Annotated in this window: 9 protein-coding genes; 1 reads left to right on the top strand and 8 read right to left on the bottom strand. The window is 42.7% G+C overall.

The window, feature by feature from the left end; genetic code table 11:
* Nucleotides 1–13: 13 nt before the first annotated feature.
* The 8 genes from RDN93_RS13925 to RDN93_RS13890 form a co-directional block, all read right to left on the bottom strand.
* The gene (locus tag RDN93_RS13925) at nt 14–2,047 is read right to left on the bottom strand and encodes a thiamine pyrophosphate-dependent enzyme (RefSeq protein ID WP_308746065.1); all 2,034 of its coding nucleotides are present in this window, start codon (nt 2,045–2,047) and stop codon (nt 14–16) included.
* 38 nt (nt 2,048–2,085) lie between these two features.
* Nucleotides 2,086–3,426 (bottom strand): dihydrolipoamide acetyltransferase family protein, encoded by a 1,341-nt coding sequence (locus RDN93_RS13920; RefSeq protein ID WP_308746064.1) that lies wholly within the window; start codon nt 3,424–3,426, stop codon nt 2,086–2,088.
* A gap of 109 nt (nt 3,427–3,535) precedes the next feature.
* A complete protein-coding gene (locus RDN93_RS13915) occupies nt 3,536–4,258 on the bottom strand; it encodes a lipoate--protein ligase family protein (protein ID WP_308746063.1) in 723 nt (240 codons plus the stop codon).
* Nucleotides 4,259–4,277: 19 nt separating this feature from the next.
* On the bottom strand, nt 4,278–5,621 hold the full coding sequence (lpdA, locus tag RDN93_RS13910; RefSeq protein ID WP_308746062.1) for a dihydrolipoyl dehydrogenase: 1,344 nt from the start codon (nt 5,619–5,621) through the stop codon (nt 4,278–4,280).
* Nucleotides 5,622–5,697: 76 nt separating this feature from the next.
* The gene (locus RDN93_RS13905; protein ID WP_308746061.1) at nt 5,698–6,594 is read right to left on the bottom strand and encodes a GH25 family lysozyme; all 897 of its coding nucleotides are present in this window, start codon (nt 6,592–6,594) and stop codon (nt 5,698–5,700) included.
* A gap of 84 nt (nt 6,595–6,678) precedes the next feature.
* Nucleotides 6,679–8,325, bottom strand: a complete 1,647-nt coding sequence (locus tag RDN93_RS13900; protein ID WP_308746060.1) for a diphosphate--fructose-6-phosphate 1-phosphotransferase — start codon at nt 8,323–8,325, stop codon at nt 6,679–6,681.
* Nucleotides 8,326–8,516: 191 nt separating this feature from the next.
* Complete coding sequence (locus RDN93_RS13895) at nt 8,517–10,073, bottom strand: ATP-binding protein (protein WP_308746059.1); 1,557 nt, start codon at nt 10,071–10,073, stop codon at nt 8,517–8,519.
* A gap of 377 nt (nt 10,074–10,450) precedes the next feature.
* Nucleotides 10,451–10,924: an HU family DNA-binding protein gene (locus RDN93_RS13890; RefSeq protein WP_308746058.1), complete on the bottom strand. Its 474-nt coding sequence runs from the start codon at nt 10,922–10,924 to the stop codon at nt 10,451–10,453.
* A 406-nt stretch (nt 10,925–11,330) separates the two neighbouring features.
* Between RDN93_RS13890 and RDN93_RS13885 the strand changes: the two genes are divergently transcribed.
* Nucleotides 11,331–12,266, top strand: coding sequence for a hypothetical protein (locus RDN93_RS13885; protein WP_308746057.1), 936 nt, complete (start codon nt 11,331–11,333; stop codon nt 12,264–12,266).
* Nucleotides 12,267–12,309: the final 43 nt, after the last annotated feature.

The following is a 12,309-nucleotide window of genomic DNA, read 5'->3' as shown; positions in this document are numbered from 1 at the left end:
AATCTACTACTATTTAATATTCCAATAATTTCCTGGCAGCTTCATAGATTTTAGCCTCATCCGGCAGAATCTCTTTTTCAAGAATCGGATTGAAACCGACAGGAGTAAATGTAGAACCTACACGCTGCACAGGTGCGTCCAGATAACGGAACATCTCTCCGCCAATCATAGCGGCAAGCTCCGCGCCAAAACCGGAGAATACTTTATCTTCATGGACAACCAGCGCCTTACTTGTTTTCTTCACTGACTCGAAAATTGCTTCCTTATCTAATGGAATCAAAGAACGGATGTCGATAACTTCCACTTTCCAGCCGCCCTCTTTCTCCAACCGCTCTGCTGCGTGCAGACAGAAATGAGTCGTATTCCCATAAGTAATGATACTCAAATCCGTTCCTTCGCGACGAATGCGCGCCTTGCCGAAAGGAACTTCAAAATCTTCCGGTACAACAGTAGCCGCTTCTACGGAGTTATACAATGCTTTCGGTTCGAGAAACAGAGTAAACCCTTTGGAGCGCATACTGGTACGGAGCAATCCGGCAGCATCATCCGCAAAGGAAGGACAGACAATACGTGCTCCCGGCAAAGTTGTCAAAGCGCCTTCTATGTTTTGGGAATGATATAACCCGCCACCGATATAACCGCCGGAAGCCAGACGCAAGGTTATGTTCGGAGCAAATTTCCCATTGCTACGCCAGTACTCATGCGTACACTCCACATATTGTTCGACGGCAGGCCAGAAGTAATCAGCAAACTCCGCCCCTTCTATCACGACATGAATCTTAGGGTCAAAGCGGCTCATTCCGTTGGCTGTACCTACAATGTAATCTTCGGCTATCGGCGCGCTGAATACACGTGCATCGCCAAACTCCTGCTGCATACCTTTCGTCACATTAAACACACCGCCTTTTTCCTTGTTTGCCACATCCTGCCCCCAAATAAAGGTGTCGGGATTATGGCGGAACTCCGCTTTCAATGTTTCGTTAATGGCGTTGACCATGAAAGTCTTCTCACCTTCTTCCTCATGAGTACCTTCCTTATATTTCTGCGGCTGATAAGGTTCGGGCATTACAAAATCATAGATGCTCTTGGGGTCAGGATCAGGGGCAGCCAACGCTTTCCGGTTGGCAGCGGATAATTCTTTTTTTGCTGCCGCCTCTATTTCTTGCAGTTCTTCTTCAGTCAGCCGTTTGTAACGGAGTAACATTCGGCGAAATTTCAACAACGGGTCGGCTTCCTTTACATATTCCAGTTCGTTTTCATCCCGGTATAAGGTATGCTTGTCCGAGTTGGAATGGGAACCGATGCGGACACAGTTGGCTTGCACAATCACTGGATTACGGGTAGCGATGGCGTATTCGCGGGCTTCGGTCATGGCGTTCATCGAGTCGAATACATCTTTTCCATTACAATAGATGATTTTCAGGTTCTTGAAGCCGGAGAAGTTTTCCGCAACTTTACGGTTGGCGGTCTGTTCCGATTTGGGGACAGAGATGCCGTAGCCGTTATCCTGAATCACAAAAATCACAGGGAGACGTTCGAGGCTGGCGCCATTGATAGCTTCATAGACAAAACCTTCCGATGTAGCCGATTCTCCATGAGAGGTAATGGCAACTCCTTTATGCCCGTAATACACCATCGCCCTGGCTACGCCTGCCGCATGAAGGTCATGCGTACCCGTTGCGGAAGAAATGTTTTCGATGTGCCATTCCGGTTTGGCGAAATGGTTCGACATATGACGTCCACCGCTTCCGGGATCGGTCGCTTTTGATATACCGTTCAGGATAATTTCTTCTGCGGTCATTCCGGCGGATAACACGGTCAGCATATCCCGGTAGTAGGGAAACAGGAAGTCTTCTCCAAGAGTAAAGACCTGCCCGACAGCCAGTTGGATGCCATCATGCCCCGCATAGGGAGCATGGTAAGACCATCCTAAGGATTGCAACAGGTAAGACGGCGCCTTTTCGTCCAAGGCACGTCCCAATGTCATCAGATGATACCACTTCTTCAGTGTTTCGACATCTGTATTTTTTATATCATACTTTTTCATAGTTAATGAAGTTCTTAATGAATGAAACAATCAGTTTATCAACCTTGCCAGTTCTCCAAGTAATCAGCAATGAAATGCAGGAAGTTACCGCCCAACATTCCGTCTACTACCCGATGGTCATAAGACAAAGAGAGGTACATCTTATGACGAATAGCAATCGTGTCGCCTTCCGGAGTTTCTATGACAGCAGGTTTCTTTTCAATATAGCCTACTCCCAGGATAGCTACCTGTGGCTGATTGATAATCGGTGTACCGAACAGGCTCTTGAACGTACCGAAGTTGGTTATGGTAAATGTACCACCGTCAATATCTTCGGGCATCAATTTGTTATCTCTTGCTTTCAGAGCCAAGGAGTCGATGGCAACAGCCAATCCATTCAGGTTCAGACGGTCGGCATCATGCACTACGGGCACAATCAGATTTCCATCATTCAAAGAGACGGCAATCCCCACATTGATATGTTTCTTGAAGAGAACATTGTATCCATCTACGGATACATTCACTTGCGGATAGGTTGCCAATGCTTTCGCTACAGCTTCCGTTATCACAGGCATATAAGTCAGCTTGACACCTTCGCGACGGAAGAAAGCATCCTTATTCTTTTCACGCCAACGCACCAGTTTAGTGACATCTACCTCCACCACATTAGTGACATGCGGAGATACTTTCTTAGACATAACCATATGGTCGGCAATAATCCGGCGGACACGATCCATCTCTTTCACTTCCACCCCCGGCATAGTGACAGGAGCGGATGATTTGGATTCAACCGGAGAAGCCGGAGAAGATTTCGGGCTTACCGGTGCGGAAGCAGCAACCGATGGTTTGCTTGCAGCCGGAGCAGCAACGGGTGCTGACGGTTTGGAATCCCCACTGACTCCTCTTTTCTTCTTATCAATATAATCTTTTATATCTTTCTTGCTCAATCGACCTTCGTAGCCGGTTCCCTGTATGGAATCCAGTTCTTCTTTCGGAATCTTCGCTTCTCTCGCCAACTGAATCACCACAGGCGAATACCAGCGTTCTTCCTCAGCAACCACCTGTTTGGCAACTTCTTTCTGAGGTTGCGACTGCTTCTCCGAAGCATCCGCTTTTACGGCTTCTTCACCGACAGGCTGCGCATCGGAAGCACCTTCGCCATCCAAATCTATAATGGCTACAACTGTGCCTACCGCAATGGTATCTCCTTCCTTATATAAAATTTCAACTACTTTCCCCTCTACCGGAGAAGGTATTTCGGCACTTACTTTAGCAGTATTCACTTCAAAAAGAACATCGTCTTCCTGAACCATATCGCCCACTTTTACAGACCAGGAGACAATCGTTCCCTCTGTTATACTCTCGCCCAACTTAGGCATTTTTATTTCGAATCTTGACATAGACAGTAAATTTATTTATTCAACCTTGATATAATAGAACAATGGGTTGAAATAGAAAGTTTTATGTTAAGGTATTTTTAACCGGATTATGATGAACGAAGCTCAGATTTCAACGGCTATATATCCACTCTTTCCCAATATACTTTTCGTTCCGGAGCTGATTGGCAGCCACTATTTCTTCCTCACTGAAAGAACTGACCCTTTGCGATTGGCTGAAATACTGAAAAGCATTCTCTTTGAAATCATCCACAGTTCCCACTGAAAAGTGCTTACGGATATTAGTGACTTCACTCCGAACGGACGGAACAGCATATACAGAAGATAAGGTTTCGTCATCAGCCAACGATGACGGATTCAATACTTTATTCAGCACCGTAAGATTTGTATCATAAAGCAAAGTGCAATGATACAGCACCCTGTCTTTATGTACACACTGCGCACTCCCTGATATTTTCAACCCATCCAGATAGATGCCGAGCCTTTCGTCTCCTTCTGCCATTACACCTATGGATGCCAAAAAGTCCAACGTCCGTTGAAGATAGGTGATAAACTCAGGAAGACGCGAAACCGTTTCAATAAAAGTCAGATTGACATTACCCAAATCATGATACACCGTTCCTCCGCCCGAAAAGCGACGGGCGATATGTATCCGCTCCCGTTCCGCCCATTCCGTATCCACTTCCGACTGTAAACGCTGATGTTTTCCTATCACAACAGAGGGAGTATCCTGCCAAAGCATAAAAACGTCATCGTTCCCCTGCTTCAGCAAATACTCCTCTGCCGCCAGATGAAAATAAATATCAGTATAAGGACTATATATACATCGAATCATAGACTTGGCGGAATAAGAATTAAAACATTATCTCATGATAAATCTCTCCGACCGTAGGATGCGGAAATACAGTTTTCTGGAACTCTTCCACCGTGTATCCTCTCTGAATGGCAATACCGGCCACCACAATCAGTTCCGATGCAGGATTTCCCAACATATGGCAACCGATGATTTTCCCTTCTTCATCCTGAATCAACTTGCAAAGCCCGTTGCCTTGCTCATTCTCCGCAACAAATCGTCCGGAATAAGCCATAGGTAATTTTGAGACACGGTAAGGAAGTCCTTGTTTTATCAGTTCTTCTTCAGTCTTTCCTACGCCTGCCACTTCGGGATTGGTGTAGACTACCCCCGGAACACAATTGTAATTCATCCGGTCTTCCACTCCCAAAATATGATTGACAGCAACTTCCGCTTCACGAATGGCAGTATGCGCCAACAAAGAATATCCCGTAATATCTCCGCAGGCATATACATTGGGGTGGGAAGTCTGTAGATGTTCATCCACCTTTACCCCGTTCCGCAAAAGTTCAATGTTCAATTTATCCAGTCCGACGCCGGATAGGTTTGCCTTTCGACCTACACTGAGCAGTATCTTATCCGCCTCAATCGTTGAGTTTTTCCCGTCTTTCTCTATTACAACTCCATTCGGTTTCACTTCCACCACTTTCGTATTCAGATAGAAAGTGACTCCCCGTTTGGCATATTCGGCACGGAGCATGCCACTCGTTTCCTTATCCATCGCTCCTAGTATCTCAGACATCATTTCGACTACATGAACCTTTACGCCCATGCTATTGAAGAAAGAGGCAAACTCCATCCCGATCACTCCGCCACCGATAATAACCAGATTTTTAGGCAGTTCCTTTATTTCCAATGCTTCTCTAGAAGTCCAGTAACTGACTTCCGACAACCCCGGTATCGGGGGAATCACCGTATCAGAGCCGGTACAGACCAGCAGATATTTTGTAGAGTACGTCTCGCCGTCACAAGCTATGCGAATCACCCCGTCCTTCTCTCCCTCAATGAAAGCCTCTTTCTCTACGACGGTCACCCCATAAGAGTTGACAGTCATCTTCACACCCCCTGTCAGCATTTTCACCGTTTTATCTTTACGGCTCATGATTTTAGACAAATCAAAAGAAGGCGATTCGGCAGAAACACCATATTTGGAAGCAGTCTTGATGCTATCCAGTATTTTAGCAGAATATAACAAAGTTTTAGTAGGAATACACCCTTCATTGAGACATACTCCACCTATCGCTTTCTTCTCGAAAAGAACGGCTTTCAATCCGTTTGCACCTGCCCTTTCGGCGGCTGTATAACCGGCAGGACCACCACCAATAATAGCTATATCAAAATTCATAATCGTATTTTTTTAAGTAATAATACGATTATAACAAATAACAGAAGAGATAAGTTGTTCAGCGAAGAAATACCCGCTATTTAATTGTCAGATTTTTAAGTTCTTCCAACGTGCCGTTAAATACATTCAAGTCGACGTCTTCCTTGATTCCAGGCACATTCCCCACATCTGTATGTTGCCAAAAGTCCCATTTACCCTGATACTTCACAGAATCGACATAATAATGGGCAATCCAATAAGGATAGGCGTTGAAAATGGAGTCGTCCAGATAACGTGTCTTAAATTTATAGGAAGTATAAAGAATCGGCTTCACCCCATAATGGGATTCCACACGGTCGAGCCAGCGTTTAATACCTTGTTGCAATTCCGCCTTATCCTTTCGTCCGGTCACTTCCACGTCAAGTACAGGAGGTAAATCGCCCGTATCCAGCTTTACTGTGCGGATAAAGAAGTCGGCTTGCTTCAAAGCATCCGTGCTTGGAATATAAAAATGATAAGCTCCCCGGATAAATCCGTGATTACGGGCATTGGCAAAGTTTGCCGAGAAAGTAGTATCACCATGATCCCCGCCTTCTGTCGCTTTCATGAATACAAAGTGCAAAGGAGTCACAGTTTCTTTGTTCTGCCGGAGCTTCGGCCAGTCTATTTTTCCCTGATAGTGGGAAATATCAATTCCATGAATATCGTATCCCGCCGGAATGCAGACTCCATATTCTTTTAGTCCGTGACAGGGTTTCCAGCGGTAAGCATACGGACGGATAAAGAAATAATAGAAAACAATAGAAAAACAACCGACAATCATCACTGCCAGGACATTACGAAGCCAAACAGGCATGGCATGACTATGCTTCGCTTGTACCTTTTTCGGAGTACGGGAAGATTTGGAAGAAGAAGCCGTTCCCTTCTTTCGTGTAGTAGCGGAAACAGTTTTTTTCTTCTGTACAGCAGACATCGGGTTGTTGCGTGGCGGCATTTACTTAATGGAAAGAAGCGGTGAACAGAAGCCATACAGATGTTCTGCATGGCACTTACCGTTCACCGCTTGTTTATTTATCTTTTATTTAGCTTGTTCCAACTGCAAAGTCTTAGTTGCCTGGTCGCAAACTTCGGTAGGACCAAAGTACTGGATCGGACCCGGATATACATAATCCGTCTCAACAGCCCAACGGTCACGTTGTGCAGCGAATGCCTTGAAAGGAGCACCGTCCAGTTTCACCAATGCTTTCTGGATAACCGGCTTCATTTCACCGTGACGACGTTCCATGTTCATCATCATTGTGATAGGCACACCACCCGCAATCCATTCGGCAGCAGGAGCAGTTGTGTTGCGTACAGAAGACATATAACCAGTCTTGCCGTTAGCAATCAACATAGAAGCTGTGTAACCCAAAGAGTAGCAGTAGTCAGCATCGAAGTTTGACGGAGCAGCGCAACGTCCTTCATAACCGAAGAAGTGATGTTGAGCAGCAAACTTACCTACATACTTGCCTTCCTCTTTCCATGCAGCCAGTTTAGTAGCTACCATTTCAGACAACAGCTTTTCTGTTTCAATCAGTGATACCTGTACGTTTCCGTGCGGGTCACGATCCAAAGTCAACTGACGGGCAACACCTTCCGGCAGACTTGCATAGATAGCAGAGTTTTCCGGAGAAAGTTTGCGGATGATATAGTCACGTTGGTGAGACTTCTTGATTTGAGCAAATTCTTCTGCGTTAGCAGCCAGGAAGTCGTTCAATTCAGCGATCAGACGTTTCATAGCCGGGATGAATTCCACCAATCCTTCAGGAATTAATACAGTACCGAAGTTATGTCCCTGGGCAGCACGGTCTGCTACTACTTTAGCGATATATGTCACTACATCATCCAAAGACATATCTTTAGCTTCCACTTCTTCAGAAACGATACATACGTTAGGTTGTACCTGCAAAGCACATTCCAGTGCGATGTGAGAAGCCGAACGACCCATCAATTTGATGAAGTGCCAGTATTTACGGGCAGAGTTACAGTCACGTTGGATATTACCGATTACTTCTGCGTAAGTCTTGCAAGCAGTATCGAAACCGAAAGAAGTTTCAATCATATCGTTCTTCAAGTCACCGTCGATAGTCTTCGGGCAACCGATTACCTGTACACCATACTTCTTGGCAGCATAGTATTCAGCCAATACGCAAGCATTTGTGTTGGAGTCGTCACCACCAATGATAACCAGTGCTTTGATGCCCAGTTCTTTGATGATTTCAAGTCCTTTTTCGAACTGTTCTTCTTTCTCCAACTTCGTACGGCCGGAACCGATAATATCGAAACCACCCGTGTTACGGTATTCGTCGATGATATCAGCAGTCAGTTCCATATAGTTATGGTCTACCAAACCACCAGGACCCAAAATAAAGCCATACAGCTTGCTATCCGGATTCAGTTTCTTGATACCGTCGAACAAACCGGAAATCACATTGTGTCCACCGGGAGCCTGTCCACCAGAAAGGATTACACCCACATTCATAGCAGGAAGAGTTACAGCTTCACCGGCTTCGAATGTAATTAACGGCATTCCATACGTGTTAGGGAATAATGCTTTGATAGCTTCCTGGTCAGCTACAGACTGAGTAGCAGCACCTGCTACAGCTTTAACGGCTCCTGACGCCAATGCTTTCGGAAGTTTGGGCTGATAAGCAGCCCTTGCAATTTGCAATGCACTTTTAGTCATTTTCTTTAATTTTTTATTTAAAGGTGTTAGTAAGTTTCTTGTCTAACTTGAAAAGCGTTGCAAATTTCGCACTTTTTTCCGAATTATGAAAGAAGGCAGTGAACTTTTATTTCCGACGCAAAAAATACAAAGAGGTTAATATTCCGCACATATCATTAAATGCTAACAAAAGATATGGTACTTTTTACTATCTATTTTTCTTCTACTATCCATTTCTCGATATTACGGGTTTCCGCACTGAAGTTTACGCCGATTTTAAAGAGCTTTCGTCCGTCCATTTCGAAAGGAAGGGCATAATGCTTGTCGTTAATCTGCTGCAAAGCATCTTCCGCCGTGCCATTCAGTTTAAATTCCATGATATAAATGAACTTATCAGTCTGCAAGACAAGGTCGATGCGTCCTTCATTCGTATGATATTCCACGTTGACGTAGAAACCAACCAGTTTAAAAACGATGAAAAGCACGTTTTCGTAATGCAATTCCTGGTCACGAATCACTTCGTAAGTGGTATCCGCAAAGAAACTCTGTAAGCGACGGAAGAAAGAATTATAATCTCCCGATTCCACTTCACGGACAAACTTCTGAATCTCAAAAGGGGATTCTACCTTATTTACATTCGCATAAAAAGGAAGCAGAAAACGAATAAAACCCTCTTCCACTTCACGGTTGGGAAAACCTAAACGATACATGCCAAAACGTTCATCATATCCCTTAATAGTGAGGTATCCGCTCTGATAAATCACCGGAATAGGATTGGTGGATTCAGAGTCTATGCTGTTCAATACCTGGGCGTCAGTTTCTTCATGTGCCATCCGTTCCAGGTCATAATGATGTTTTTTTAGTAACTTCACCAAATAGGTAGGCGTGCCCGTCTCAAACCAATAACTGCCGAATTCCTTACGTTTGAAAGCATTAAGCAGACTGAACGGATTGTACATGCCGATTGAATTGTGCGTAAAGTGATAGCCGTCATAGCACTCTCTCAATTCTTCACAAAGTTTGTCATACGTTATTCCTCGCGCTGCGGCAAATTCATGAAGTTCCGTTTCCAGATTTTCGTGGATTTCACGCTCGCTGACACCACATATTTCGATGTACTCATTCCACATTGAAATATCATCCAGATTGTTCAAGTCACTGAACACACTGACTTTGCCAAACTTTGTCACACCAGTGAGCAGAGCAAACTTGATGCAACCGTCCTTAGTCTTCAAAGCTCCATAGAATGTTTTTAGGGTATCTCGGAATTGTTTCTGTAATTCCTCATTACCTATAGCTTGCAGCATAGGCTTGTCATATTCATCAACCAAAATAACTACCCGCTGTCCCGTCTTCTCGCAAGCACGTTGAATGATACCTGCAAAACGTAGAGAAAAAGAAGTCTCGGACGGACGGCTGCCATATTGGCTTTCCCAATATTCCAGATTATCATTCAATATCTTATCCAAACTTTCCTGTGTATCATATTTCTCGATATTAAGATCCAGATGCAATATAGGATATTTTATCCAGTCCTTTTCCAACTTTTCTATTGCTAATCCTTCAAACAAGTCTTTTTTTCCTTGAAAGTAGGCTTCTAAGGTAGAGATGAGCAGACTCTTTCCGAAACGGCGCGGACGACTCAAGAAATAATAACTTCCCGTCTTGACCATTTGATACATCAATGCCGTTTTATCAACATAGAAATAACCGTCATTACGGATCTTTTCAAAATTCTGAATACCGATAGGATATATTTTATTGCTCATATTCGCTTCCTTGTATAAATCAACATCTGTCTCGCAAAGATATATATTTTTAATAGAACTCTTTATCATGGCAAGTTAAAAGATTATTTTCCGCAATTTGTATCCTACAATTTCCTCATAGAAACCTCACTGACAAATCGGTTAATATCCTATACATATCATTAAAAGCCAACAAGATATATTATGTCACCAATTTTGATAATAAATAGCCATTATCCACAAAATCATGGTTGGGCAACGGTAAATTCACTGTTGGGCAACCGTGATTTCACCATTGCCCAACAGCGTTTTGAAAGGTTTCGGACGAATATGACAAAAAAAATGAGGGAATCTTTTCAGTTTCCCTCATTCGTTTAGCTTAGAATAAATAAAAAAGATTAAACAGAAGGATCTGGCGTTTCATCTTCGGAACCACCACCCGGATTATCGGGTTTCCCTTTGTCTTCCTCTCCATCTTTCGACGTATTAGAGAAAGATTCTTTACTCACTCCACCCAGCATCTGCTGAAATTTGTTTCCCGGAGTAAAAACAATCTTTACTCTAGATATTGTGTCCGAGTCTACATCTTCTTCTTTATCCTGGCTTTTGGCTTGAATGGACGGACGGAATGAACCGAACTCTCCCAACTTTACCGAAAAGCCTTCTTCTAAAAAAGAAATCATAGTGTCTTGAACACCCTTTAATACAACATCTACTATGCCCCGATGCATCCCAGTACGCTGGTTTACTTCATCACAGAGTTTGTTGTAACCGATACTACCAATAACTACATTAGTAGCAACGTACTTTGACAACGGACTCTCCTTGTCGAATTGAAGTACGATTTTTCTTTTTCTATATTTAACGCTCATAGCGCATAATATATTAAATGAAATTGCTCACTTGCAACTCCGATGACAAAGATACGATAATATTTTGAGTCTCCAATAAAGACTTTACATTTTATTTGCTTCTTAGAAAAAATATGGCTATTTTTGCGAAATGAAAGTATGTATAGCGATACATTTGTTTTTAGAAAAGTTATTGTAAGAAGCGTTGTGCTTTATTCTTGTCATTGAGAACCTAGGAAATTTTCAAGAGAACACGAGAATAGCATGGTTGTTTCCTGCGTTGGTTTCCAGCGCGGGTCTGCTGTCCATCTATTTGTGTTTTCGGGTTTTCCTAGGACCTTCAATGATAAATAGTGGCACGCAGTTCCGCGCTTTCTTTTTTTTGAATACTCCTATGGTAACTGGGGAGAATAAAAAAACAAAAAGTATGAATCTAATAAAATTTGTATTGTTCATTGGTTTATTATTGGGTATTACCGAGAAGGGGTTAACACAAGAGCATGATTGGAAAAAAGATAACTTGAAAGGCATAGTAGTATCTGTAAAAGAGATTGAATATGAAACAGAGACTAAGTTCGGAGAACATATTAAAAAAGGCATTAAAAATACTAATCAGATATTTTACAACGAACGAGGAATTATTCGTAAAAAGATCAATGAATACACACATGACACATATAGTACTTATTATATTTATAATGAAGCCCAGAAACTAATTAAAGAAATAACAGTAAAATTAGACTCCATAGAAACGATGAATACAGAAAGAATGATGGTCAAGGTAGCCCAAATAGATACAATAAAAATCAATGAATATATTTATGCTTCAAATGGGAAATTAGTCGAAATAAATCGTTACAGAAGATCTTTTCGGGACGGGGGAGTCAGTTTAAAAGAAAAAATCAAACACTCGTATTCTCTTACAGAAGAAAAAATTCTAACCTATAATGCTGACGGAAGATTGACAGATCGAGTAATTATTCCTATCAATGTTAAAACAAATTCTCAACTTAAAAAAACAGGTTGTCAGTATAATAAATATGGGGATATAATGAAAGATGGCAATATTTCCTATGAGTACACATACGATAATCACCAGAACTGGACTACTCAAAAAACTTATGTTTATTATAATGAAGAACCTAACGTACGGCAGTGGACAGAACGAGAATATACATACGCCAACACGTTAGAAGACTTGGCAAACATCGTACGGAAAGAACAAATCGAAGAACAAAAGCAACAACAGTCAGCACAACGTCAACAACAAGCATCAAGGATGTTGAGAGAAGGCACAGCAAGCACTGGTGCAAGAGAAGCAATAAAAGTAGAAAAAGGGGTTCTTCGTCAAATTTGGTGGTAATCTCTTTTTTATTTCGATGGTTTTCCTCTTCTTCTTCCTTAAT

This window comes from uncultured Bacteroides sp. (genome assembly GCF_902491285.1).
Taxonomy (GTDB): domain Bacteria; phylum Bacteroidota; class Bacteroidia; order Bacteroidales; family Bacteroidaceae; genus Bacteroides.
This window is presented reverse-complemented; position numbering and strand designations above follow the sequence as displayed.

Bases quoted from the DNA above. Each gene is read 5' to 3' on its own strand.
- RDN93_RS13890 (WP_308746058.1), bottom strand. From the start codon at position 10,924: ATGAGCGTTAAATATAGAAAAAGAAAAATCGTACTTCAATTCGACAAG.
- RDN93_RS13905 (WP_308746061.1), bottom strand. From the start codon at position 6,594: ATGCCGCCACGCAACAACCCGATGTCTGCTGTACAGAAGAAAAAAACT.
- RDN93_RS13885 (WP_308746057.1), top strand. From the start codon at position 11,331: ATGAATCTAATAAAATTTGTATTGTTCATTGGTTTATTATTGGGTATT.
- RDN93_RS13915 (WP_308746063.1), bottom strand. From the start codon at position 4,258: ATGATTCGATGTATATATAGTCCTTATACTGATATTTATTTTCATCTG.
- lpdA (WP_308746062.1), bottom strand. From the start codon at position 5,621: ATGAATTTTGATATAGCTATTATTGGTGGTGGTCCTGCCGGTTATACA.
- RDN93_RS13895 (WP_308746059.1), bottom strand. From the start codon at position 10,073: ATGAGCAATAAAATATATCCTATCGGTATTCAGAATTTTGAAAAGATC.
- RDN93_RS13900 (WP_308746060.1), bottom strand. From the start codon at position 8,325: ATGACTAAAAGTGCATTGCAAATTGCAAGGGCTGCTTATCAGCCCAAA.
- RDN93_RS13925 (WP_308746065.1), bottom strand. From the start codon at position 2,047: ATGAAAAAGTATGATATAAAAAATACAGATGTCGAAACACTGAAGAAG.
- RDN93_RS13920 (WP_308746064.1), bottom strand. From the start codon at position 3,426: ATGTCAAGATTCGAAATAAAAATGCCTAAGTTGGGCGAGAGTATAACA.